This window comes from Rhizobium sp. 18065, assembly GCF_902706095.1.
GTDB lineage: Bacteria > Pseudomonadota > Alphaproteobacteria > Rhizobiales > Rhizobiaceae > Allorhizobium.
The window spans coordinates 42,710-65,049 of sequence record NZ_CACSJP010000005.1 but is presented as its reverse complement, the minus strand read 5'-3'; the positions used below and the strand labels follow the sequence as shown (position 1 = coordinate 65,049).

The window sequence follows — 22,340 nt, the reverse complement described above, 5'->3', positions numbered from 1 at the left end:
AAACCACGTATCATTTGCTACGAAACGACGACATGGATTAGCATAATGCAGGTTACCGACAAGGATCGCGCGCTTTTGTCACTGCTCGCCGAGAACGCCCGCATGCCGGTGGCGGAACTGGCGCGGCGATTGGGCCTGTCGCGCACCACAGTCCAGGCACGGCTCGAACGGCTGGAGGAGCAGGGCGTGATCGCCGGCTATGCGCTGAGGCTGTCGGAGGCCTATGAGAGCGGGCTGATCCGGGCGCATGTGATGATCACGATGGCACCCAAGGCGCTGGCCCAGGTGACGGCGGACCTGAATGCCATAAGGGACGTCACCGCGCTCTATTCGGTCAATGGCCCCTACGACCTGATCGCCATTGTTGCTGCTCCGTCGATCGCCGAGCTCGACCGGCTGATCGACCGGATCGGCGAGGTGTCGGGGGTCGAGCGCACACTGTCGTCGATCATCCTGTCGACGCGGATTGCGCGGTAGTTTTATCTGCAGCTGATATGGGCGCGCGGGTATCGTTGACGCAAGCTCGCCCCTCTCTGCCCTGCCGGGCATCTCCCCCACAGGTGGGGAGATCCGCAAGACGGGGCCGCTCGCCCAGCCGAAAAACCAGCCAAAAACAGGCAAGAGAACCCAGGCAGGAAAGCCGCGTTGAAGACAATGCCATGCCGTCTCGGCAATGCCGCCAGCCGCGTCTCTACCGAAATCGGAACAGCGCGCTGATCGCCATCAGGTCAGGCGAGCGCGACCTGCGGTTCGATCTCCCCACCTGTGCGGGAGATGCCCGGCAGGGCAGAGGGGGGCGAACGGGCGCGCTGGCCAGCGACCAGCGCCAAGAGAGAAGAGCCGTTATCTCAAGCCGCCTTGAGTTCCGCTCGCGTCAGTGCCCGTTCCAGCGCTTCGATACAGGCCGGGTCATGGCTTGTGCCGGCACCCTCCCAGAGGATGGCCAGGGCCTTGGCGACCGGCATGGCGGCGCGGTAGGGGCGGTCGGCGGTGAGTGCGTCGAAGACGTCGGCGGTCGAGACGATGCGGGTCTCGAAGCTGATCTGTTCGCCTTGCAGGCCACGCGGATAGCCGGAGCCGTCGAGCTTTTCGTGATGGGCGCCGCCGATCAGCGCCAGATCGGAGAAGACCTCGATGCGCGACAGGATCGTCTCGGAGAATTCGGCATGGCGTTTCATCTGCTCCCATTCCTCGCCTTCCAGGCGGCCGGGCTTGTCGAGCACGCTGTTGGAGACGCCGAGCTTGCCGATATCATGCAGCAGGGCGGCGCGTTTCAGCCGTCGGCGCTCCGGCGCTGCCATGCCCATCTCTTCGGCGATCATGTCGGTAAACAGGGCGACGCGGTCGCTGTGACCGGAGGTGTAGGGGCTTTTTGCGTCGATCACATGGGCGAATCCGGCAGCGATGTCGTCGAGGTAGTCCTCGTCTGCCATGATCGCCTGCCGTCCGGGCTCGCGGGCGAGAACGAAGCGTTCGAGGTTGTCTGCGCCGAGTTCGGCCCAGAAGACCGGTGTTGCTACGGTTTTGAACATATCGACGAGTTGGGGATCGAACCAACTGCCGGCGCGCTTGCTGACTTCGGCGAGCGCGGCGTCTGGGCCTTCATTGACGAAGAAAACATCGGCGACCTGGGCGAGCAGCGCTATGCGGGCAAAAAGATGGATATCTTCTCCCTTAAGGCCGGCGGGTTGGCCGCCGCCATTGAAATGTTCATCAAGATCGAGAATGCCTTGCGCCACCTCTTCGGAAAATCGCATCTGGCGGGCAATCTCGGCGCCGCGCTGGCAGCGGGTGCGGATCAGGCTCTGGGAGATTTCCGCGCCGTTCTTGACAATGTTGAGCAGGCCGCGGAACCGTTCGGCAAGGCCCGCCTGCATGCCGGTGTGGGAGAGCACGAAGCGCAGGATCTGCGGGAACGAGCCATCGACCAGCTTGAAATCATGTTTGAACTTCAGGTCATCGGCGAGATAGAGTTCGCAGATCCTGGCGGCGTTGGACGAGCAGCCAAGATCCTTGAGCATCAGCGTGTAATAGAGGTCACGCAGCCGGTCTTCCGCCAGACCGAGTTTCTGCCCGATCGCGGTGCCGATATAGCAGCAACGGATGCAATGGCCGGGCGGCTGGCCTTCGGTGAGGTCCAGTGCATGGCTTAGCGCCTCGATGATCTCTGCCAGTCTTATCTGCGTGGCCATATCCATTCCTTCTTACCTGCTTATACAGAGTGGACTGTTAATGGCCGGTGTCTTGTGATGGCCGGTGTCTTGAAAGCTGCAGCGCTGGACGTTTTTGAGAAGGAGGAGTTTCTCCCTTGGGCTAACCTCCTGTTCACCGCTTCCATGCTTGTCTTTTTCCCGCATTGTCTTACGACATGAGACGCACTATGTGCGGGTGAGCTAAACGCAAGTGGAGAATTGCCGGATGAACGAAGACGACGACGACAAGAGCAAGGAACTGCCGATCGGCAAGGAAACGGAAGCGAACCTTTTCAAGTCGCGGTCGATCTTCATCTATGGCGGCATCACCATGGAGCTGGCGCAGAAGGTCTGCACCCAGCTGGTCGCGCTTGCGGCTGCCTCCGACGATGACATCCGCGTTTTCGTCTGCTCGCCCGGCGGCCATGTCGAAGCGGGTGACGCGATCCACGACATGATCAAGTTCATCAAGCCGAAGGTGTGGATCATCGCCACCGGCTGGGCTGCGTCTGCAGGCTCGCTGATCTTCGTGGCTGTGCCGAAGGAACGTCGCCTTGCACTGCCGAACACACGTTTCCTGATGCACCAGCCGTCCGGCGGCACGCGCGGTATGGCGTCCGATATCGAGATCCAGGCACGCGAAATCATCAAGATGAACCAGCGCCTGATCAAGATCTATTCCAAGGCCACCGGCCAGACGGAAGAGAAGATCGCCAAGGACATCGACCGCGACTACTGGCTGACGGCCGAAGATGCCGTGCAATATGGCCTGGTCGGAAAGATCATTGACAGCCACGCCGACATCGGTTGAGCGCTTTTCAGACCTGATTTGCAAGTGCCCCTGCCGGAGACCGGCGGGGGCATTTTTTGTGCCGTAATACGGGCGTGGTACTGATCGTTGATCTCCCATTCGACTGGTTGGCGCAAACGTACCGGTTTTTGCCATTCCTGCCTTGCCAAGCGTCGCGCTTTTTGGTGTTCGATCACTGTCTGTTTCTTCGTCGAACCCGGATCCCGCGCCATGCTGAAAGATTTTTCCGCCCAGAGCGCCTTCATGGGCGTGCTGATCGCCTTTGTCGGCTTTGCCAGTTCCTTTGCCGTGGTCCTGCAGGGACTGAAAGGCGTCGGGGCGACGGACTATGAGGCGGCGTCCGGCCTGATGGCCCTGTCCATCTCGATGGGGCTTTGCGGCATCCTTCTCAGTGTCTGGACCAGATTGCCGGTCTCCGTTGCGTGGTCGACGCCGGGGGCGGCGCTGATGGCGACGGCGGGCATTCCACTGGGTGGTTTCCCGGCAGCCGTCGGGGCGTTTTTCGTTTGCGCCGCACTGATCGTACTGGCCGGCCTGTTCCGTCCCTTCGGCCGAGCGGTTGCCGCGATCCCGGCGCCTCTGGCCAATGCGATGCTGGCCGGAGTCATCATCAATCTTTGCTTTGCACCGTTCAAGGCCGTCGCCTTCGATGCGTGGCTTGGTCTGCCGATCCTGGTCGTCTGGGCTGTCGTCGCGGCGTTCAAGCGCCTCTATGCCGTGCCGGCGGCATTGCTCACCTTCGTTGCGGTGATCGTTTTCGGTGTCGAATTGCCCGAAGGGGCGATGGCGAGCTGGACGCAATCCCTGGCGCCGCCGATTGAGTTCGTCATGCCGGTTTTCACCCTGTCGGCACTGGTGTCGATCGCGTTGCCGCTGTTTATCGTGACCATGGCCTCGCAGAACATCCCGGGGATCGCCATCCTCAAGGTCAATCACTATGCGCCGAAGCCCGGCCCGATGTTCGCCGTGACCGGTCTTTTCTCCTTCCTGTCGGCCCCTTTCGGCGGCCATGCGGTCAACCTTGCGGCGATCACGGCGGCGATGGCCGCAGGCGACGACGCACATCCTGATCCGGCGCGGCGCTACTGGGCGGCGATCATCGGCGGTATCGGCTATATTCTGCTGGGATTGGCGGCCGGTGCCGTCACCTCGTTCGTGGCACTGGCACCACCGGTCCTCATTCAGTCGGTGGCGGGTCTCGCCCTGATCGGCGCTTTTTCAGGCTCTTCCGTCGCTGCCTTCAAGGACGTGGAAACGCGAGAGGCGGCGGCGGTGACATTCCTGATTACCGCGTCCGGCATCTCCATCCTCGGGATATCTGGGGCATTCTGGGGGCTGATCGCAGGCGTCGCGATGCTGGGATTGGTGAAGCTGGCCAAAGCCCGAGCATGAGGCGGGTTCGCATACGGGCGATTGTCTTTGCTCTTCTTGCGGCTCTTTTCGGCTTTATTTTCTACACACGCTACTGGATCTGGCGGGACTGTATCGCGGCATCGCAGTCGAGTTGTTTGACGCCGGATGGAAGCAACCTGACCGCTGGCGGCATGGTCTGGGGTGTCATCGCGTTCGGCTTCCTGGCGGCGGCGTTCATCGCGCAATTGGGACGTCGCTAAGCGGCGTGTGTCGGGTCTGGCGCAATCGCAAGGGTTGCGCTAGATTCTGCGCATGGAGTTCGAGTTCGATCCGGCCAAGAGCGATGCGAACAAGGCAAAACACGGAATCGATTTCGTGGATGCGTAGGAGTTGTGGCGCGCAGGAAATGGTTTGACCATCGACGCGCGATCGCACGATGAAGTCAGCTATGGTATCGTGGGGCTGATCGAAGGCAAGTTCTGGGTGGGGTACTTTACTGTCCGGCAAAACAAGATCCGCATAATTTCAGTTCGCAGGGCCAGAAAGGCGGAGAGCCAATATCATGAAAACCATCACGGCAGCTGAACTCGACAAGAAATTCGACGATGGCGAGGATGTCAGCGAGTATTTCGATTGGGCCAACGCTCGTCGTATCAATTGGGAACACGAATTGGTCGAGCTCGAATTGCCCAAGGCAGAACTGGCTGAACTTGATGCGGAAGCCGCTCGCTTGAACACATCGCGGCATCGGCTGGTTTCTCTCTGGATTCGTGAACGTCTGCAACAGGCCTCGAAGCCCGCCGCTGAATAACACCCTTGCGCGATTCATTTCTCCACGTTATTCCTCGTCCCATGAAGATCAACGGCACCACCATTGCTGCGACTGATATGAAGGCCGCCCACGCTGCGGCCGGCTTTGTCGCGTCGGTGCCAAACTCGCTTCTTCTTCTCGGCCTTATCCGCGGTTGCCGGGTCCATTGAGGAGCGCCCGGCGGCCGGGTTAGCCGTTTGGCGATTGCTCCTCGAAAATCCCAATTTGTACCGAGATTTGCCCGCACCAGGGCCGCTCACCCGTCGCCAAGCGCCTGCAGTTGCGCTATGAGCCGGGAGGAGTGCGAAGAGCAGAGATGAAGACGATGATCATGAAATCCCAGACCGTGAAAAATGGCATGCCGGATGCCGGCCAGAAGTACCGCGCCTATCCGCAGATCCAGATTCCTGACCGCACATGGCCCTCAAAAGTGATCGACAAGGCGCCGATCTGGTGCTCGGTCGACCTGCGCGACGGCAATCAGTCGCTGGTCAACCCGATGGGCCATGACCGCAAGGCGCGGATGTTCCAGTTGCTGCTCGATATGGGCTTCAAGGAAATCGAGATAGGTTTCCCGTCTGCATCCCAGACCGACTTCGATTTTGCCCGCTGGTGCGTCGAGGAAGGCAACGTGGCCGACGATGTGTCGCTGCAGGTGCTGGTCCAGTGCCGGCCGGAACTCATCACTCGCACGTTCGAAGCGCTGGAAGGCGCCAATCGGCCGATCATCCACTTCTACAATTCGACCTCCGAATTGCAACGCCGCGTGGTGTTCGGCAAGGATGTGCAGGGGATCAAGCAGATTGCCGTCGATGCGGCCAAGATGATTACCGACATGGCGTCGAAAGCTGCCAGCAAGGACAATGGTGGTTTCCGTTTCGAATATTCGCCGGAGAGCTTCACCGGCACCGAACTGGAAGTGGCGCTGGAGATCTGCAATGCCGTGGTCGAGATCATCAAGCCGACGCCGGACAACAAGCTGATCCTCAACCTGCCGTCGACCGTCGAGATGGCGACGCCCAACATCTATGCCGACCAGATCGAATGGATGTGCCGCAATATCGACAATCGCGAGAACTGCATCATCTCGCTGCATCCGCATAACGACCGCGGCACGGGCATTGCTGCGACCGAACTGGGTCTGATGGCCGGTGCCGACCGCGTCGAAGGCACGTTGTTCGGCAATGGCGAGCGCACCGGCAATGTCGATGTCGTGACGCTGGCGCTGAACATGTTCACCCAGGGTGTCGATCCGAAACTCGACTGCTCGGACATCGAGCGGATCAAGGCGGTCTACGAATATTCCAACGAGATGACCATTCCCGAGCGCCACCCTTACGTCGGCGAACTGGTCTATACCGCGTTTTCCGGCTCGCACCAGGATGCGATCAACAAGGGCATGAAGGCGATCAAGGTCGCCAATCACCCGGTCTGGGAAGTGCCTTATCTGCCGATCGATCCACAGGATGTCGGGCGTTCCTACGAGGCGATCATCCGCATCAACTCGCAGTCGGGCAAGGGCGGCATCGCCTATATCCTGCAGGAAGACTACGGCATCAACCTGCCACGCAACCTGCAGGTCGAGTTCCGCGAGGATATCCAGCGGATCACCGATGAAGAAGGCGTCGAACTGCCGTCGAAGCGCATCCATGCACGCTTCATTGAACGTTATGTCGATCAGCCCGACGCTCGAATCAAGTTCGTCGATCACCATACCTACCCGGCCGGTTCCGACCAGAAGGGTATCCGCGTGGTTGCTGCCGAGATTACCGATGGCGGAGAGACCAAACGCATCGAGGGCAAGGGGACCGGGCCGATTGATGGTTTCGTCAATGCCCTGTCGACCTATCTGGGCATTGATCTCTCGGTTGAGGACTATTCCGAGCATTCGCTGCAGCACGGGTCCAACGCGGCGGCCATTGCCTATGTCGAGACGGCGCATGCCGGCGGCAAGCTGTTCGGCGTCGGCATTAACACCAACATTGTCACCGCTTCGCTGGAGGCGATCGTATCGGCCGCCAATCGGGTCCTGTCCGAGCAGAACAAGGTCTGAGATATCAGTCACGGGGCTGTGGTTGCGGCCCCGTGATCGCGTTCTGTCGTCATCTCGGGACAAGCCAGATGACGATATCGCAGCACAAGTGGCGATCAGCCACCGATCAGCTTCTGCTGGTGATCGAGGATGAGCGGTGCACCATCACTCTCGATGCGAAAGCGCTCCCATTCGACCTGCCAGTTTCCCGCCGTTCCATCGATGGAAAAGAGATTGTAGCCTGCGGCCGGCTTCTTGGCGCCCGGACCCTGGCTGGCCGATGCGATGCCGACGACCGGGACCTTGCGGCCGTGATTGTCGAGCCAATACAGCGTGTTGAGATGCGTGTGGCCGTGCAGCACAAGTTCGGCACCGCCGGTGCGGATGGCGGCGGCAAAGCGGCGGATGCCGATCAGGCGCTTGTGCTGCGAGGTCGCGCCACGGATCGGCGGATGATGGATCATCACCACGCGAAACAGGCCCTCTTCACCGGCAGCTTTCAGCAGTTGCGCTGTTTCCCGTGCCTGGCGGCCGCTGAAATAACCCTGGGCGGAAAAAGGTGGCGTGGCAATCGAGGTCGAGCAACCGATCAGCGCGACCGGGCCGCGGCGGCGGATATAGGGAAAGATCTTGTGGTCGTTCTGCCAGATCAGCGGATCGTCGTCGCCGCGAATATAGTCGTACCAGGCCTGGACCGAGCGATCATGGGCGCCGGGTACATAGGCATCGTGATTGCCGGGAACGACGGACGTATCGAGGGGCGCGCCGGCTTGCTGCAGCCATTCGGCGACGAGGCGGATCTCGAGGCGGGACGCCAGGTTGACCAGATCGCCGGTGATCGCCAGATGATCGGGCTGGTGTTGGCGCAGGCTTTCGAGAACCATCTCCAAGGCATTGGGGAAAAGGTGCTTGCGCCGGTTGCGGTGCCAGTTCACATAGCCCGTAATCCGCTTGGACGCGAGTTCCCGGATCGTCAGGTTCGGCAAGGGGCCAAGATGGACGTCGGAAATATGCGCGAGCTTGAACATGGCGTCTCTCATAAAGGCGCGGGCATTGGGGGGCAAGGAAAATGACGCCAGCGGATGATAGTTCGGAAATCCCCGGCCGAGGCAAGAAGTTCCTTGTCAGGTTGCTGCATGTCTATTTTGCCCTCAGTAGGGGCATGACGCTTGGCGTGCGTGCTGCCTGTTACGACGAGGCTGGGCGCGTGTTCCTGGTGCGTCATTCCTATGTGCCGGGCTGGCATCTGCCGGGTGGTGGCGTTGAGCGTGGCGAAACCGTGATGGAGGCGCTGGCGAAGGAATTACGGGAAGAGGGCAATCTGGAAATCATCGGGCCAACCAGCCTGTTCCACGTCTATTTCAACCGCAGTATCAGCCGGCGCGACCATGTCGTGCTTTACAGGGTGAGCGTTCGCCAGACCGCACCGCGCCTCGCCGACCGGGAGATCGTCGAAGCGGGCTTTTTTGACCTGGGGGAACTACCGCCGGGCACGACCGCCGCAACCTTGCGGCGGCTGGGTGAGCTTGGCGGCGAGGTGCAGCCGTCGCATCACTGGTAAGTCTTACATTGCAAGCCTCAGGCGGCCAGCTTTCCCCGGCCGTGCGGTTTGTCGAGATCAAGCTCCGGACCAACCGGTACGACGCCTGTCGGGTTTATCATCAGGTGACTACGATAGTAGTGATGCTTGATATGGCGCATCTCGACCGTCTCGGAGACACCCGGCGTCTGATAGAGGTCGCGCAGATAGGCATGGAGCGCCGGATAGTCGGCGATGCGGCGGATATTGCATTTGAAATGGCCGACATAGACCGGGTCGAAGCGGACCAGCGTGGTGAACAGGCGCCAGTCTGCCTCGGTCATGCGTTTGCCGAACAGATAGCGCTGGCCGGTCAGGCGCTGCTCCAGCCAGTCCAGCGTTTCGAACAGCGGATTGACGGCGCTTTCGTAAGCTTCCTGTGTTGTGGCAAAGCCCGACTTGTAGACGCCGTTGTTGACGTTGTCGTAGACGCTGGCATTGACGGCATCGATCTCGTCGTGGAGGTCGGCCGGATGCAGGTCGAGCGTCGAGCCGGTCAGGTGGTCGAATGCCGTATTGAACATGCGGATGATGTCGGCGGATTCGTTCGAGACGATGGTGTTGGTCTGCTTGTCCCAGAGGACCGGGACCGTGACGCGGCCGCTGAACTTGGGGTCGGCGCGGGTATAGACCTGCCAAAGGAAGTCGGCGCCAAACAGGTGGTCGGCGGTTGCGCCGTCGCGGTCGTGGAACTCCCAGCCGTTGGACAGCATCAGCGGATCGACAACGGAAACGCTGATCAGGCCTTCGAGCGTCTTCAGCTTGCGGAAGATCAGCGTGCGGTGTGCCCAGGGGCAGGCATAGGAAACGTAGAGGTGGTAGCGGCCGGGTTCAGCCTTGAAGCCGGCGGAGCCCGTCGGGCCTGCCGATCCGTCGGCGGTCACCCAATTGCGGAACGTCGAGGCGCCGCGTTTGAAATGGCCGGAGGTCGCTTTCGTGTCATACCAGACGTCCTGCCAGACGCCGTCTACGAGCATGCCCATGGTGCTATCCTTGTTTGGTCTCAACTTGCCCTGAAAATACGGCGTCTCAGGCAGATTGCGAGGGGTGGATGGTTGAACACTGCGTTTTTCCATTGGACGCAAAATAATTTTGCTGCTATCGGACATTTCGCAAGAAACGAGAAAGCCCCCGATGACCGTAGTACGGACCCTGCGACGACGCTGATGCTCACGAACGCCATGAGGCGTCTGCGCGAACATCATTGCTGTCTATTTGCGGGTTTCGGTCATCCATGAACACTTCTGGGCATATCTACCTCACCGAGGATGCGTCGCACGACGCTGCCATCGAACTCATCAACGAAGAAGCATTCGGCCCGGGCCGGCATACGCGTGCGGCCGCGCGCATTCGCGAGCAGGGTCCGCATGACCTGTCGCTGTCGTTTATCTGCGCGGACAATGGCGAGACGATCGCCTCCGTGCGCATGACCCCGGTGATGGCTGGATCAGTTCAGGGGCATCTGCTCGGCCCCCTCGCTGTCAGGCCGTCGCACAAGAGCATGGGCATTGGCCGGGAACTGGTGCGTATCGCCATCGAGGCTGCGCGGCGCAAGGGTTCGGAAGCGGTGATCCTTGTCGGTGACCCGCCCTATTACATGCCGCTCGGCTTCGAAAAGGTCAGCTACAAGGCGCTGGAATTTCCAGGACCTGTCGACGCCAACCGGGTTCTGGTCGTGCCGATGGCGACCGATGTGCATGACCGGCTGAAGGGTGTCATCGAATGGCGGTCTGCGAAGGTCGGCGGTTCGGTGGAAATCGCTCAACTTGACAGCTCAAATGGGGCATGGGAGACGAGCGAGCGTCTGCTGAAAGTCGGAAACTGATCGCCGACAGCAAACCGAAATTTGGGTGAGGTTCTGGTATGCCTGCTGTCCCGTCGCATGGGGAGACTGCTTCTCATGGTGTCATCACCTGCTCGGACACGCGCATGTTGCCGGCTGCCTGCTGTGCTCTTCTTTCGGCAAAGCGGCATATCGGCCTGACATCGGTACGTTTCTTCCTGCTCGCCATCGATATTGATGGCGATGACCGCGAACAGATCAATATCTTCGCCCAGCGTCACGGCTTTGATATCGAAGTGATTGATTTCGTATCACCTTCCTTCGAGGGGCAGGCGCTGGGGCGGTGGCCGGCCTCGGCGGTCGCGCGGCTCTACATGGACGAGCAACTGCCTTCCGACATCGGCCGTCTGCTGTATCTGGACGCCGACACGCTTGTGGTGTCAGCGCTCGACGGTCTTTTCGATATCGATCTTCACGGCAAGCCGCTGGCGGCCGTCGACGATTTCCTGATGGCCTTTCCGCGCAACATGGACGCGCGCATCGCGCAGATCGGCATGGGGCCAAATAGCCGGTATTTCAATTCAGGTGTGCTGCTGATCGACTGGGTCGGACTTCGCCGGCGCAATTTTCTCCAGGATGCCAGAAACCTGTTCTTCCGTGATTCCAGTCGCTACGACTGCCCAGATCAGGATGCGCTGAACGTCGTCACTGAACATCAGTGGCTTCCGCTCGATCCGAGATGGAACGCGCAGACGGGCATTCTAGCCTTCATCTCGCGTCCGGCCATCCTGCATTTCACCGGCCCAAAAAAGCCATGGCATTCACGGGTGCAATGGATGCATCGCGAAGCCCACCGGTTTTACAAGACGGAACTGGCCGGCACAGCTTGGGTTGGCTTCTGCGCCACGCCATCACTGCTTGCCAAAACCCGCAGCGTTCTGTCGCACCATCTCATCCAGATGACGAAGTGGCGCAAGCACCGGATCACGCAGCGCTATTTCGAGGCTCAACAGGGTTCAGCCCAGGTCTGACCGCAGCCTCAGAACCGCTTGATCATCCAGGTAATATCGAATCCCTTGGTGAAATCGTCGATCCGGCCGAAGACTTCGTAGCCCTGCCGCTCGTAGGCGCGGCGGGCGTCTGGATTGATCGTGTCGATATAGGCGCCGATGCAGCCACGGTCGCGGGCTTCCTGCTCTGCGCATTGCAATAGTTTTCCGGCCATGCCCTGTCGCCGAAGGCGCTCGGGGACGAAGAGCATTTCGACATAGAGCCATCCACGTCCAGTATAACCGACAAGACCGCCGTCGACTTGGCCTTGGCTGTGGGTCAGTGGGATGAACAGGTTCCTGCGGTCCGTCGGGCCGAGCATGACGTCGTTATGCGCCTTGAGGCTCGCCAATATCGTACTCTCGGCCTCCGCCGGGACACTGTCGGATAGCTCCGTTCGGCCATCCGTTCAGCGCCCTTCGCGCCACCACATGGCAGACACGGCCAGCAGCAGGATGCCAAGCCCGGCAAAGCCTGCAAACAGCGGCAGAGTGTTGACGCCCTTCAGCACGGTTTCATCTGTCAGGTGGATCAGGAGGCGGCGGTTGTCGGCGGTGCGGATATCGCCACGCACCGGCAGAATGTCGGGGATACGCAATCCACCCTCACCATCATCGAGGCGGGCGAGCCGGCCACGGCTTTTGCCGGTCACGCCGGCGAGTGTTTCGGTGGTCGAGACCATGGCGCGGAATTCGGGAGAATCGACGGCCCCGACATGCACCAAAGTCGAAAAGTCGCCATTGGTAACGGTGAAAAGGCCGGTTTCGGTCATCCGGCGTTCGCCGCGATAGAGCCCGGGTTGGATTTCGGCCAGATTCAAGCTTTCGGTCTGGCCGGAGGGCGCGGTGATCGTTGCCGGACCGGGGGCGTCGCCGATGGTCTGGCGCGTCACTTCCATGGTGCGGCCGGTGGCGCGGGCCTTCAGCGCCTCTTCCTCGAGTTCCGGCTCCTTCATCAACCAATGGGCGATGCGGCGATAGAGCGAGACATGCGGTCCGCCGCCTTCGAAGCCACGGGCCCAGAGCCAGCCCTGGTCCGACAGCAGCATGGCGACCCGACCTTCATTGGCGCGGTTGAGCACCAGCAGCGGGCGACCGTCATCGGCAGTCATCACGGTTTCGCCGGTGGTCTGATCGACGTCGACACTGCGGAACCAGCGGCCCCATTGCGGCGGCTCGACCGCCGAACCGTCAAGACCGCGGGTGACCGGATGGCGTTTTCCCTGTTCCGACAGCCGCGGATAGAAACCGGCCTGATGCACGTCGCCGGTCGGGGAGGCCGGAAGAACGGTGGCAAGCGGCGTCAGCGCGATCGAATCCTCGCCGGCATGTTCCGGCCCGGCGGCAATCAGCAGCGCGCCGCCATTCTTCACATATTCGGCGATGTAGTCGTAGTAGAGGATCGGCAGCACGCCGCGATGCTGGTAGCGGTCGAAGATGATCAGGTCGAAATCATTGATCTTCTCGACAAAGAGTTCGCGGGTCGGGAAAGCAATCAGCGACAGCTCGTTGATCGGCGTGCCGTCCTGCTTTTCCGGCGGGCGCAGAATGGTGAAGTGGACGAGATCGACCGAGGCGTCGGACTTCAACAGGTTGCGCCAGGCGCGTTCGCCGGCATGCGGTTCGCCGGAAACGAGCAGCACGCGCAGGTTTTCGCGGATACCCTCGATCAGGTGAATGGCACGGTTGTTGACGTCGGTCACTTCGCCCGGCGTTCCGGCGACGGAGAATTCCAGCACATTGTTGCCGCCACGCGGAACCTTGAAGGCGAAGGACGTCTCGGTGCCCGGAACGGCGGTCAACGCGCCGATATCCTCGCCGTTCATCTTGACGGTCACGTCGGCCGGCTGATCGGATGCCTTGCCGTCGTCGAAGACGCGGAAGGTCAGTTCCTGTTCCTCGTTGACGATGCCGAAGCGCGGCGCGCGCAGGATCTCGATCCGGCGGTCGAACTCATCGGCCTTGCCGGTCACCAGTCCATGTACCGGCGCATTGAAGGGCAGGGGCTGGTTGTCTCCAGGGATATCATGCACCTGGCCATCGGTGAGGAAGATCGCACCACCGATGCGGGCCGGCGGTACATCGGTAATAGCGGCGTTCAGGGCTTCGAAAAGTTTCGTCGAGGGGGCGTCGGATGTCGCCGGATCGGTCACTTCGACGATGCGCGGCTCGATATTGCCGAAGCGCGACAGGCGGTCGCGCAGGCCCTCAAGCGCCCGGTCGGTCTGCTCTGCACGGCCGGCGATTTGCTGGCTCTGGCTGCGATCAACGATCACTGGCACGACGGTGCTGAGCGCTTCACGGTCTTCCTGCATCAGCAACGGGTTGGCAAGGGCAGCCAGTACCGCTGCCGAAGCGGCAAAGCGGATCAGCGTACCGCGAACATGGCGGACCATGCCGAGGATCGAAAGCGCAAGCGCCAGAACGGCGAGCACGCCGATGGCAAGCCAGGGGATGAAGGGGGCGAATTCAAGTGTCATGTCATTGCCCCAGCCGTTCGAGCAGGGCCGGCACATGCACCTGGTCGGCCTTGTAGTTGCCGGTCAGCATATACATCATGATGTTGACGCCGGAGCGGAAGGACATTTCGCGTTGCAGCTCGTCGGCCGGGACCATGGGCATGACGCTGGCGCCATTGGTGTCGATCGCCCAGGCACCGAGCATGTCATTGGCGGTGATCATGATCGGGGTCACACCGTCGCCGGAAGAGGCAACGCCGCTGGACGACGACTGTGCTTCCTGGCGTGCCTCGACCCAGAGCGGGCTGCCATTGTAGCGTCCCGGAAAGCCGTTGAGCAGATAGAAGGATCGGGTCAGCACATGATCCGAGGGCACGGGTTCGAGCGGCGGAATGTCGATATTGGCGAGGATCGCCTGCAGCCGTTCACCATTGGCACTGGGGCCGGCGTCGTCGCCGAGCGAGGAGAATTGGTCGCGGGTGTCGAACAGCACGGTACCGCCGGCGCGCATATAGGCGTCGATCCGGCTGATGGCTGCGGTCGACGGCATCGGCGCCGAGGCCGAGATCGGCCAGAAGATGATCGGGTAGAACGACAGTTCATCCTTGGCGATGTCGACACCAACGGGTGGGGCCGGCTCCAGCGTCGTGCGATAGGTGATGAAGTCGGTGAGGCCGGCAAGGCCCTGTTCGGACAGGCGATCGACATCACTCTCGCCGGTGACGACATAGGCGAGATGGGTATTGTCCAGCCGTCCGAGGATCTGCTCGTCGCCGGGCTTGTCGTCTGCGGCTTCTGACTGTCGCAGTGACATGGGGGCAAAGAGCAGCAGAGCGGCAAAGACGGCCATGGTCGCGGATGTCGCCGCGCGGCGCGGTATACGCGAGAAGGCCCCGCCCATGAACAGAACGACAAGACTATCGATCACCAGCAGCAGGAACGCGGTGATCAGCAGACTTGGCTTCAACGGTGTCGCTTGCGTGCCCGCCATCGGCTCGCGCGTCACGGTCAAGCCTGCAGCGCTTGGAATGGGCCTGATCGTCGCTGCCGGGGGCAGCAGATTGAGCGCGACGAAACCATCTTCCGTACCATAGAGGCCGGGCGGGTTGTCGAAGGTTGCAGCGTCTGGTCGCGCCGGGCCAAGATCGAGCGGCTTCGCCTTGCCGGCGTCTGCGGAAAGTGCACCGCGCTCGGTCAGCAGGCGGTATGGCGCGAGTGTCGGGGCGGTTGCCTGGCCAGGTTGGGCTTCGGCCGCGCCGACGCGGGTCAGTTGCACGATACGTCGCAGCATTTCGACGAAGGTGCCGGAGATCGGCAGGTCCGACCAGGTCGCCTCTGCGCTGATATGGAAGAGCACGACGCGGCCGGCGCCGCTTTCCTTGACGGTGACCAGCGGCGTGCCATCGGCAAGGCTCGCCCAGGTGCGCTCGGCAAGGTCGGGGGTCGGCTCGGCCAGGACCTGGCGCTTGACCAAAATGCCATCGGCGCGCGCCATGCCGGCAAAGGGCCCGAAGCCGGGGAAGTCTGCAAGCGGTTGCGGTTCGGCCCAGGACAAGGCGCCGCCAAGGGCTCGCTCGCCCTGGCGCAGGATCACCGGCACCAGCGGGTCGCCGCTCGGGGCCGCGGCGAGGCGTGCGCCGGCAAAGCGGATCAGCGTGCCACCCCGGGCTATCCAGCGCTCGATCGGTTCATAGACATCGGCGGGCAGACGGCCGACATCGGCGAGCACGATGGCAGAAGGGTTCTGCTTGAGAATTTCTGGAATGGAGACCGCAAGGTCGGTCATGCCCGGCTTGACCAGATCGGCATAGGGGCCGAGCGCACGCTCGATATAATAGAGGGGAGACAGAAGCGGCTGGAAACCATCGCCACTGTCGCCGGAGATCAATGCAACCTTGCGGCGGCGGAAGCCGTCATCGAGCAGATGGGTGGCGCCAGCGCTGGCAATGCCTGATATCGACAGGCGAGCGAAGTCATTGCGCAGCTCGAATGGTGCTGCAATATCGCCGCTGGCTTCGGTCGCGCCGGCTGCAAAGTTGACCGGACCTGAGGCGATGACGCGACCCTGGCGGTCCTGTGCGTCGACGATCAGGCTCTGGGCATCGGTGCTCTTCAGGCGTGACAGGGTGACGGCCAGGGCATCTGCACCATTGTTGGCGCCGGTGATGGCGACCGTCGCCAGGCCGGATCCTTCGATCAGTCGAAATTCAGCCGGTGAAAGGGCTGCGAGATCGCCCAAAAACGGATCGTCGTCACGCAGGGCGACGCCGTCTGAAATATAGGCCAGCGTGCCGGCGCGTTCGTCGACCAAGGCCGTGCGCAGGGCGTCAATGGCGCGGGTCCGGTCGGGACGCAGCGGCCTTGGCGCTGCCGCGCCAAGCTTCTCCAAGGCTGCGGCGGATGTACCGGGTACGGCGTCATGTGTCTGGTCGGCGGTGAAAACGATCGACACCGGAATGTTGCGGTCACCAGCGTCGCCGATCAGAGTGGTTGCGGTTTCGACACGGCGATCCCAGTCCGCGGCCGTCGCCCAGCCGTTGTCGACGACAAGCGCCAGCGGGCCATCGGACGACAGCGAGGCATTGCGCGGATTGAGCACGGGATCGGCCAGGGCGAAAATGACTAGAGCTGCGATCATCATGCGCAGCAAAGTCAGCCACCAGGGGCTTTTTGACGGCGTTTCCTCGCGCTTCAATACACCGGCGAGGATCTTCAGCGGCGGAAACACTTCCGCCTTCGGGCGCGGTGGCGTGAGCTTGAGCAGCCACCAGATCAGGGGTAGGGCTGCGAGAGCCATCAGGATAGCGGGCGCGCCGAAGGCAAGCGGGATGGCGTTCATGGGCCGGTACTCCGGGCCACGGCAGGCGTCATGCCCGACAGATGCATGTGAATAGCGACCAGCGCTTCGGAGGCGAGCCGATCGGTGCGGTTGTGCACGAAGCTCCAGCCCATGCGGCGCAACTGGTCGCTGATGCTTTCGCGGCGGGCTATATAGGCGCGGCGATAGTCCTCGCCCAGGCTTTCGGCGCGGCCGGACACCAGCTTTTCCCCGGTTTCCGGATCGGTGAATTCCGTGCGGCCGGTATAGGGAAAGGTTTCCTCGGCCGGATCGGCGATTTCGACGACATGGCCGCGCAGGCCCCGGCGGGCGAGCGGCGTGATGCGTTCCATGACGCGGTCTGCGTCATCGAGGAAGTCGCCGATCAGGACGATGTCGCTGGCGCCGCGGATCATCCGGGTGTCGGGCAAGCCGCTGGTCAGCGGCGCGTGCATGATGGCCGTCGCCAGACGTTCGGCGGCATTGCGGGCGGAAATCGGCTCCATGATGCCCGGACATCCGATGCGCTCGCCGGAGCGCGCCAGGATTTCGGCCAAAGCCAGCATCAGGACGACGGCCCGGCTTTCCTTGGAGACCGAGGCGAAGCTCGACTTGTACATCATCGACGGCGACATGTCGGCCCAGAGCCAGACGGTATGGGCGGCCTCCCATTCACGGTCACGGATATAGGTATGGTCGTCGCGGGCGGAGCGGCGCCAGTCGATACGGGCGAAGCTTTCGCCGTCTGAATAAGGACGGAATTGCCAGAAGTTTTCGCCGATGCCGCGCTTGCGGCGACCATGCCAGCCGGCAATCACGGTGTTGGCGATGCGTTTTGCCTCGACCATGCAATCGGGCACCAGAACAGCACGCTGGCGCGCGCGTTTCAGCACTTCGCTGCTTGAGGTCTGCTCGACGATCTGGCCGATCGATGCCACCTTGGCGATGCCTCCTTATGCCCGAAGGCTTTTGACGAGACCGTCGATCACATCGCGAACGGTCATGCCTTCGGCACGGGCCGCGAAGGTCAGGGCCATGCGGTGTTCGAGCACCGGCTCGGCCAGGGCGTGAACGTCGTCGATGGATGGCGCAAGGCGGCCTTCATACAGGGCTCGGGCGCGGGCGCAGAGCATCAGCGATTGGCCGGCGCGCGGACCCGGACCCCAGGCGACATTCTTGTCGGTCTCGGTATTGCCATGGCCGGGACGGGCGGAGCGCACCAGCGACAGGATGGCATCGACAACGGTATCGGACACCGGCATCTGGCGGATGAGCTTCTGGATTTCCAGGAGGCGATCGCTATCGACGACACTGGTTGCCCGGTTTTCGCTCACACCGGTGGTTTCCAGCAGGATCTGCCGCTCGGCAGCCAGTTCGGGATAGAGAACGTCGACCTGTAGCAGGAAGCGGTCGAGCTGGGCTTCCGGCAGGGGATAGGTGCCTTCCTGTTCCAGCGGGTTCTGGGTCGCCAGCACATGGAAAGGGGCCGGCAGCTGATAGGCCTGTCCGGCGATCGTCACATGATATTCCTGCATGGACTGCAAGAGCGCCGACTGGGTGCGCGGGCTGGCGCGGTTGATCTCGTCGGCCATCAGCAGCTGGGCAAACACCGGCCCCTTGACGAAGCGGAAGGAGCGACGGCCGTTCTCGTCCTGGTCCATCACTTCGGTGCCGAGAATATCGGAGGGCATCAGGTCGGGGGTAAACTGAATGCGGTTGCCGTTGAGGCCGAGAACCGTGCCGAGCGTGCTGACCAGCTTGGTCTTGGCGAGACCGGGCACGCCGACAAGCAGCGCGTGGCCGCCGGACAGAATGGCGAGGAGCGTATTCTCGACGACTTTTTCCTGGCCGAAGATCACCTTGCCAACTTCGGCGCGGATATTGGCGATGTCGGCAAGCGCCTTTTCGGCGGCTTCGATGATCGCCTTGTCGTCCAGTGCAGCATCCGGATTTGGCATCATGCCCATGGTTAGCTCCAATTGGTTCGGCCTATTCCGGCGAATCGGGTGCGAACGCGATCCGCAGCGTCTGAAACTAACTTATTAGCGAACAAGCGGCTGACAAGCACGTTCCGAATGACTATCTCGTGACTGTGATAGGTTAGAGACCAAACCGGGACGCGAATATGGCAAGCGAAACGCTGAAAGCGACAACGGATGCGGCCGGACTGGCGGCGCTGATTTCGCGCGCCGCAGCTCAGACCGAGGGCGGAAAAGCCAGCTTGCCGCCGGTGGATCGTTGGGAACCGCCGTTTTGCGGCGATCTCGATATGGAAATCCGCGCCGACGGCACCTGGTTCTACATGGGCACGCCAATCGGCAGGGCGCCTCTGGTGCGTCTGTTTTCGACGGTTCTGCGCAAGGACGAGGATGGAAAAACCTATCTCGTCACGCCTGTGGAAAAGGTTGGCATTCGCATCCAGGACGCGCATTTCGTCGCCGTCGAGATGAGTGCGACCGAAATTGACGGCGTGCAGGTGCTGACCTTTCGCACGAATGTCGGCGATGTGGTCGAGGCCGGGGTCGAGCATCCGTTGCGGTTCGTGATCCATGGCGAAAACCATGAGTTGAAACCTTACTTGCATGTGCGTGGTCGTCTCGAAGCCCTGGTGTCGCGGGCCGTGATGTATGATCTGGTGGAAATGGGCGAAGTGCGCGAAATCGATGGACGCGCGATGTTTGTTGTCTGCTCCGGCGCGGCTGTCTTTCCGGTGATGCCGGCTGATGACCTCGAACGGCTGTCGCGATGAACGGGTTCGAATTTTCGGCTGCCGATTTCCGCCGCCGGGCGCTGAACCAGGCTGGCGGGCCGGTCGACCAGGCATGGCGCGATCACGGCGATCATGTGCTGAATCTTGCCAGTGTCATCGAGATCGAAAGCCTGAAGCTCAAGGATGCCGCGGTCCTGGTGCCGATCATCGACGATGGCCAGGAGCCGCGACTGATCCTGACCAAGCGTACGACGAAACTGCGCAAACATGCCGGGCAGATCGCTTTTCCGGGCGGCGGTATCGACGAGACCGACGTGTCGCCGGAACAGGCCGCGATCCGCGAAGCGCATGAGGAAATCGGCCTCGATCCGGCCTATGTCGAAACCGTCGGTCGCCTGCCGCAATATCTCGCCGGTACCGGGTTTCGCATCGTGCCCGTGCTTGCCGTGGTGCGAAGCGGCTTTACGATCACCCCCAATCCGGCGGAAGTCGATAGCGTATTCGAAGTGCCGCTGTCCTTCCTGATGGATCCGCAGAACCATCGTCAGGACAGCCGTGTCTGGCAGGGTGCTGTCCGCCATTTTTACGTGATGCCCTATGGCGAACGCCAGATCTGGGGCATTACCGCCGGTATCATCCGGACGCTTTATGAAAGGCTTTATGCATGACCGATCTTTCACAGCAGGACTGGTTCCGCACCCCGGCGCTCGGGCGGCTGTTTGCCTTGCTAAATGCCGATGGCGGCGAGGTTAGGGTCGCCGGCGGTGCGGTGCGCAACGGCCTGCTCGGACTGCCGGTCAGCGATATCGACCTGGCAACGACGCTTCAGCCGGAAGAGGTGGTTGCCCGCGCGAAGGCGGCGGGCATCAAGGCCGTGCCGACCGGCATCGAGCATGGCACGGTCACTCTCGTCATCGACGGCAAGGGCTATGAGGTTACGACCTTGCGGCGGGACTTGGAGACCGACGGACGGCGGGCGCAGGTGGCCTTCGGGGCCAACTGGCAGGAGGATGCAGAACGCCGCGACCTGACGATCAACGGGCTCTATGCCGGTCAGGATGGGCAGGTCATTGACCTGGTCGGTGGGCTTGCCGATATCGAGACGCGCACCGTCCGCTTCATCGGCGACGCGGAGCAGCGGATCGCCGAAGATTATCTGCGGGTGCTGCGCTTCTTCCGCTTCTTCGCCTATTACGGCCATGGCCGTCCGGATGCGGCAGGGCTAAAGGCCTGCGCCAGGGCGCGCGAAAAACTGAAGACGCTGTCGGCCGAGCGGGTGTGGAGCGAGACGAAGAAGCTGCTGTCGGCGCGCGATCCGGGCCGGGCGCTTTTGTGGATGCGTCAGTCGGGTGTGTTGGGGGAGATCCTGCCGGAAACGGAAAAATGGGGCATTGACGCCATTCCGGGACTGATCGCGGCCGAACAGGCTCTGGGCTGGACTGTCGATCCTTTGTTGCGCCTGTCTGCCATCGTGCCGAAGGATGCGGCGCGGGTCGCTGCGATGGCGGAGCGGCTGAAGTTTTCCAATGCGGAGGCGCAGGTTCTCGAGCGTTTTGCCAAGGCGCCGAAGCCGTCCGAGACGACGACCGACGTGGCCTTTGATCGCGACCTTTACCATTTCGGCAAGGAAGGCATGATCGCAATGCTGAAGCTCGAACTGGCATCAGCACGCATGCAAGCCGATGGCGATGCAAAAGCGATGGCGAGAACCGGACGTCTCTCGGCGCTGCTGCAGCGTGCCGAGCGCTTCGAACGACCCATTCTGCCGGTCAAGGGCAGCGACGTACTGGCAGCGCAGGTTTCCCCCGGTCCAGCCGTCGGTGAGATCCTTGCCAAGGTCGAGGCCGGTTGGATCGCGTCCAACTTCACGCTGGACCGTGAAAAACTGCTGGCCCGCATCGCAGACCTGGCGAAAGGCTGATCCTCCCGATCAGCCTTTCGCCAGTTCAGCCTGTCATTCTGTCAGCTGTCGACTTTCTGTTCGGTGCGGATACGCGCCTTGATGTTGTCGACCATGGCCGGACGTATGATGTCCTCGCCATGGGCTGCGCGCAGATGCTCGACAGCACGGCGCACCACTTCAGCGTCTTCCTCTGCCCGGGTATGCCAGTTGCAGCCCGGGACCAGAGTTCCACATTCAAAGCTTTTCATGGTTACCTCCTCAGTTTTCAGCCATTGGGCTCTAGCGGTTTGGGACCAGCCGATTGAGGTTCAACGACCAAGCCGGCCGATTGTTCATGCACGGTGATAAAAAGCCGCCCGTGTTGGGCACGGGCGGATGCAGGCGGTGGTTTGTGGATCGTCCGTTGTTTATCTGTGTGTCAGTTGCGCCTGAGTATCAGTCGGGCATCGCCCAGGCATGAAATACCGATTGCGCCGCGGTCTTCTGCTGCTTGCGACCGGCACCCTCGATATCATTGGCGATCATCTGATCCGCCAGATCCATGCCGCCCAAACCAAGTCGGACCTGCTCGACGAAATAGGAATGTGGAAGATCGACATCGCTTGATGCCCGCAAGCGCTCAGCCAGGCGATCGATCAACTCGGGAGCGTCAATTGCACGGGCGGCGGTTTCACTCACTGCGGGAATGGTTGCAGTACCAGACTGGGCCATCGCATTCTCCTCCTCGAAACTGCGTGAAGCCGCAGAATGAGCAAGGATCCCGTTGAATGCAATGATTTCTGTCAAGCATTCGCGCCGCTGGCGCTAAGCTTCCGTTATTTTAGCGTATTCTTTATCCAC

23 protein-coding genes are annotated in these 22,340 nt (G+C 61.7%); 13 read left to right on the top strand and 10 right to left on the bottom strand.

Going from position 1 to position 22,340, the window contains the following annotated elements:
- Positions 1–45: 45 nt before the first annotated feature.
- A complete protein-coding gene (locus GVK95_RS13430; RefSeq protein ID WP_007605332.1) occupies positions 46–477 on the top strand; it encodes an Lrp/AsnC family transcriptional regulator in 432 nt (143 codons plus the stop codon).
- A gap of 371 nt (positions 478–848) precedes the next feature.
- Here the strand turns inward: GVK95_RS13430 and GVK95_RS13425 are convergent, their stop codons facing one another.
- Positions 849–2,192, bottom strand: coding sequence for an HD-GYP domain-containing protein (locus GVK95_RS13425; protein ID WP_159950432.1), 1,344 nt, complete (start codon positions 2,190–2,192; stop codon positions 849–851).
- 226 nt (positions 2,193–2,418) lie between these two features.
- Between GVK95_RS13425 and GVK95_RS13420 the strand changes: the two genes are divergently transcribed.
- From GVK95_RS13420 to leuA, 6 genes are all read left to right on the top strand, one after another.
- Complete coding sequence (locus GVK95_RS13420; protein ID WP_159950430.1) at positions 2,419–3,003, top strand: ATP-dependent Clp protease proteolytic subunit; 585 nt, start codon at positions 2,419–2,421, stop codon at positions 3,001–3,003.
- 210 nt (positions 3,004–3,213) lie between these two features.
- Positions 3,214–4,395 carry a benzoate/H(+) symporter BenE family transporter gene (locus GVK95_RS13415; RefSeq protein ID WP_159950419.1) on the top strand — a complete coding sequence of 394 codons (1,182 nt, stop codon included), beginning with the start codon at positions 3,214–3,216 and terminating at the stop codon, positions 4,393–4,395.
- Positions 4,392–4,616 carry a hypothetical protein gene (locus GVK95_RS13410; RefSeq protein ID WP_159950417.1) on the top strand — a complete coding sequence of 75 codons (225 nt, stop codon included), beginning with the start codon at positions 4,392–4,394 and terminating at the stop codon, positions 4,614–4,616. Before GVK95_RS13415 ends, GVK95_RS13410 begins: the two co-directional genes overlap by 4 nt.
- 130 nt (positions 4,617–4,746) lie before the next feature.
- Positions 4,747–4,941, top strand: a complete 195-nt coding sequence (locus GVK95_RS25275) for a BrnT family toxin (protein ID WP_348532455.1) — start codon at positions 4,747–4,749, stop codon at positions 4,939–4,941.
- Positions 4,919–5,167, top strand: a complete 249-nt coding sequence (locus tag GVK95_RS13400; protein ID WP_159950415.1) for a CopG family transcriptional regulator — start codon at positions 4,919–4,921, stop codon at positions 5,165–5,167. Before GVK95_RS25275 ends, GVK95_RS13400 begins: the two co-directional genes overlap by 23 nt.
- Positions 5,168–5,492: 325 nt before the next feature.
- A complete protein-coding gene (leuA, locus tag GVK95_RS13395) occupies positions 5,493–7,220 on the top strand; it encodes a 2-isopropylmalate synthase (RefSeq protein ID WP_159950992.1) in 1,728 nt (575 codons plus the stop codon).
- A 95-nt stretch (positions 7,221–7,315) separates the two neighbouring features.
- Here leuA and GVK95_RS13390 read toward each other — a convergent pair whose 3' ends face one another.
- A complete protein-coding gene (locus tag GVK95_RS13390) occupies positions 7,316–8,227 on the bottom strand; it encodes a metallophosphoesterase (protein ID WP_159950413.1) in 912 nt (303 codons plus the stop codon).
- Positions 8,228–8,268: 41 nt separating this feature from the next.
- Here GVK95_RS13390 and GVK95_RS13385 point away from each other — a divergent pair, with 41 nt between their 5' ends.
- On the top strand, positions 8,269–8,760 hold the full coding sequence (locus tag GVK95_RS13385; RefSeq protein WP_159950411.1) for an NUDIX domain-containing protein: 492 nt from the start codon (positions 8,269–8,271) through the stop codon (positions 8,758–8,760).
- A 17-nt stretch (positions 8,761–8,777) separates the two neighbouring features.
- On the opposite strand, the gene GVK95_RS13380 is transcribed toward GVK95_RS13385, so the two are convergent.
- A complete protein-coding gene (locus GVK95_RS13380) occupies positions 8,778–9,761 on the bottom strand; it encodes a glutathione S-transferase family protein (RefSeq protein ID WP_159950409.1) in 984 nt (327 codons plus the stop codon).
- A gap of 251 nt (positions 9,762–10,012) precedes the next feature.
- Here GVK95_RS13380 and GVK95_RS13375 point away from each other — a divergent pair, with 251 nt between their 5' ends.
- Together GVK95_RS13375 and GVK95_RS13370 are read left to right on the top strand one after the other, a co-directional pair.
- Entirely contained in the window at positions 10,013–10,603 is a 591-nt protein-coding gene (locus tag GVK95_RS13375; protein WP_244618762.1) for an N-acetyltransferase, read from the top strand.
- 104 nt (positions 10,604–10,707) lie between these two features.
- A complete protein-coding gene (locus GVK95_RS13370; RefSeq protein ID WP_159950407.1) occupies positions 10,708–11,592 on the top strand; it encodes a glycosyltransferase family 8 protein in 885 nt (294 codons plus the stop codon).
- 8 nt (positions 11,593–11,600) lie between these two features.
- Here GVK95_RS13370 and GVK95_RS13365 read toward each other — a convergent pair whose 3' ends face one another.
- Genes GVK95_RS13365 through GVK95_RS13345 form a run of 5 tightly spaced genes read right to left on the bottom strand, consistent with a single transcriptional unit; the run spans position 11,601 to position 18,854 of the window.
- Positions 11,601–11,963, bottom strand: a complete 363-nt coding sequence (locus tag GVK95_RS13365) for a GNAT family N-acetyltransferase (protein ID WP_244618761.1) — start codon at positions 11,961–11,963, stop codon at positions 11,601–11,603.
- 57 nt (positions 11,964–12,020) lie between these two features.
- Positions 12,021–14,090, bottom strand: coding sequence for a hypothetical protein (locus GVK95_RS13360; protein WP_159950405.1), 2,070 nt, complete (start codon positions 14,088–14,090; stop codon positions 12,021–12,023).
- Between the two features lies 1 nt (position 14,091).
- Entirely contained in the window at positions 14,092–16,908 is a 2,817-nt protein-coding gene (locus GVK95_RS13355) for a DUF4159 domain-containing protein (RefSeq protein ID WP_159950403.1), read from the bottom strand.
- The gene (locus GVK95_RS13350; protein WP_159950401.1) at positions 16,905–17,825 is read right to left on the bottom strand and encodes a DUF58 domain-containing protein; all 921 of its coding nucleotides are present in this window, start codon (positions 17,823–17,825) and stop codon (positions 16,905–16,907) included. Before GVK95_RS13350 ends, GVK95_RS13355 begins: the two co-directional genes overlap by 4 nt.
- A 15-nt stretch (positions 17,826–17,840) precedes the next feature.
- Positions 17,841–18,854 carry a MoxR family ATPase gene (locus GVK95_RS13345; RefSeq protein WP_159950399.1) on the bottom strand — a complete coding sequence of 338 codons (1,014 nt, stop codon included), beginning with the start codon at positions 18,852–18,854 and terminating at the stop codon, positions 17,841–17,843.
- Positions 18,855–19,012: 158 nt separating this feature from the next.
- Here GVK95_RS13345 and GVK95_RS13340 point away from each other — a divergent pair, with 158 nt between their 5' ends.
- The 3 genes from GVK95_RS13340 to GVK95_RS13330 are packed head-to-tail and all read left to right on the top strand — an operon-like array spanning position 19,013 to position 21,518.
- Positions 19,013–19,636, top strand: a complete 624-nt coding sequence (locus GVK95_RS13340) for a DUF1285 domain-containing protein (protein ID WP_159950397.1) — start codon at positions 19,013–19,015, stop codon at positions 19,634–19,636.
- Positions 19,633–20,265 carry a CoA pyrophosphatase gene (locus GVK95_RS13335; RefSeq protein WP_159950395.1) on the top strand — a complete coding sequence of 211 codons (633 nt, stop codon included), beginning with the start codon at positions 19,633–19,635 and terminating at the stop codon, positions 20,263–20,265. The genes GVK95_RS13340 and GVK95_RS13335 overlap by 4 nt, the downstream gene beginning before the upstream one ends.
- The gene (locus GVK95_RS13330) at positions 20,262–21,518 is read left to right on the top strand and encodes a CCA tRNA nucleotidyltransferase (protein WP_159950393.1); all 1,257 of its coding nucleotides are present in this window, start codon (positions 20,262–20,264) and stop codon (positions 21,516–21,518) included. Before GVK95_RS13335 ends, GVK95_RS13330 begins: the two co-directional genes overlap by 4 nt.
- Before the next feature lie 41 nt (positions 21,519–21,559).
- Here GVK95_RS13330 and GVK95_RS13325 read toward each other — a convergent pair whose 3' ends face one another.
- Positions 21,560–21,748, bottom strand: coding sequence for a DUF1059 domain-containing protein (locus tag GVK95_RS13325; protein ID WP_159950391.1), 189 nt, complete (start codon positions 21,746–21,748; stop codon positions 21,560–21,562).
- Positions 21,749–21,935: 187 nt separating this feature from the next.
- Positions 21,936–22,211, bottom strand: a complete 276-nt coding sequence (locus GVK95_RS13320) for a hypothetical protein (protein ID WP_159950389.1) — start codon at positions 22,209–22,211, stop codon at positions 21,936–21,938.
- Positions 22,212–22,340 lie beyond the last annotated feature (129 nt).

What these genes read in the sequence shown, in the direction of transcription:
- GVK95_RS13430 (WP_007605332.1), top strand. Translation starts at nt 46, where the DNA reads ATGCAGGTTACCGACAAGGATCGCGCGCTTTTGTCACTGCTCGCCGAG.
- GVK95_RS13425 (WP_159950432.1), bottom strand. Translation starts at nt 2,192, where the DNA reads ATGGCCACGCAGATAAGACTGGCAGAGATCATCGAGGCGCTAAGCCAT.
- GVK95_RS13420 (WP_159950430.1), top strand. Translation starts at nt 2,419, where the DNA reads ATGAACGAAGACGACGACGACAAGAGCAAGGAACTGCCGATCGGCAAG.
- GVK95_RS13415 (WP_159950419.1), top strand. Translation starts at nt 3,214, where the DNA reads ATGCTGAAAGATTTTTCCGCCCAGAGCGCCTTCATGGGCGTGCTGATC.
- GVK95_RS13410 (WP_159950417.1), top strand. Translation starts at nt 4,392, where the DNA reads ATGAGGCGGGTTCGCATACGGGCGATTGTCTTTGCTCTTCTTGCGGCT.
- GVK95_RS13400 (WP_159950415.1), top strand. Translation starts at nt 4,919, where the DNA reads ATGAAAACCATCACGGCAGCTGAACTCGACAAGAAATTCGACGATGGC.
- leuA (WP_159950992.1), top strand. Translation starts at nt 5,493, where the DNA reads ATGATCATGAAATCCCAGACCGTGAAAAATGGCATGCCGGATGCCGGC.
- GVK95_RS13390 (WP_159950413.1), bottom strand. Translation starts at nt 8,227, where the DNA reads ATGTTCAAGCTCGCGCATATTTCCGACGTCCATCTTGGCCCCTTGCCG.
- GVK95_RS13385 (WP_159950411.1), top strand. Translation starts at nt 8,269, where the DNA reads ATGACGCCAGCGGATGATAGTTCGGAAATCCCCGGCCGAGGCAAGAAG.
- GVK95_RS13380 (WP_159950409.1), bottom strand. Translation starts at nt 9,761, where the DNA reads ATGGGCATGCTCGTAGACGGCGTCTGGCAGGACGTCTGGTATGACACG.
- GVK95_RS13375 (WP_244618762.1), top strand. Translation starts at nt 10,013, where the DNA reads ATGAACACTTCTGGGCATATCTACCTCACCGAGGATGCGTCGCACGAC.
- GVK95_RS13370 (WP_159950407.1), top strand. Translation starts at nt 10,708, where the DNA reads ATGTTGCCGGCTGCCTGCTGTGCTCTTCTTTCGGCAAAGCGGCATATC.
- GVK95_RS13360 (WP_159950405.1), bottom strand. Translation starts at nt 14,090, where the DNA reads ATGACACTTGAATTCGCCCCCTTCATCCCCTGGCTTGCCATCGGCGTG.
- GVK95_RS13355 (WP_159950403.1), bottom strand. Translation starts at nt 16,908, where the DNA reads ATGAACGCCATCCCGCTTGCCTTCGGCGCGCCCGCTATCCTGATGGCT.
- GVK95_RS13345 (WP_159950399.1), bottom strand. Translation starts at nt 18,854, where the DNA reads ATGGGCATGATGCCAAATCCGGATGCTGCACTGGACGACAAGGCGATC.
- GVK95_RS13340 (WP_159950397.1), top strand. Translation starts at nt 19,013, where the DNA reads ATGGCAAGCGAAACGCTGAAAGCGACAACGGATGCGGCCGGACTGGCG.
- GVK95_RS13335 (WP_159950395.1), top strand. Translation starts at nt 19,633, where the DNA reads ATGAACGGGTTCGAATTTTCGGCTGCCGATTTCCGCCGCCGGGCGCTG.
- GVK95_RS13330 (WP_159950393.1), top strand. Translation starts at nt 20,262, where the DNA reads ATGACCGATCTTTCACAGCAGGACTGGTTCCGCACCCCGGCGCTCGGG.
- GVK95_RS13325 (WP_159950391.1), bottom strand. Translation starts at nt 21,748, where the DNA reads ATGAAAAGCTTTGAATGTGGAACTCTGGTCCCGGGCTGCAACTGGCAT.
- GVK95_RS13320 (WP_159950389.1), bottom strand. Translation starts at nt 22,211, where the DNA reads ATGGCCCAGTCTGGTACTGCAACCATTCCCGCAGTGAGTGAAACCGCC.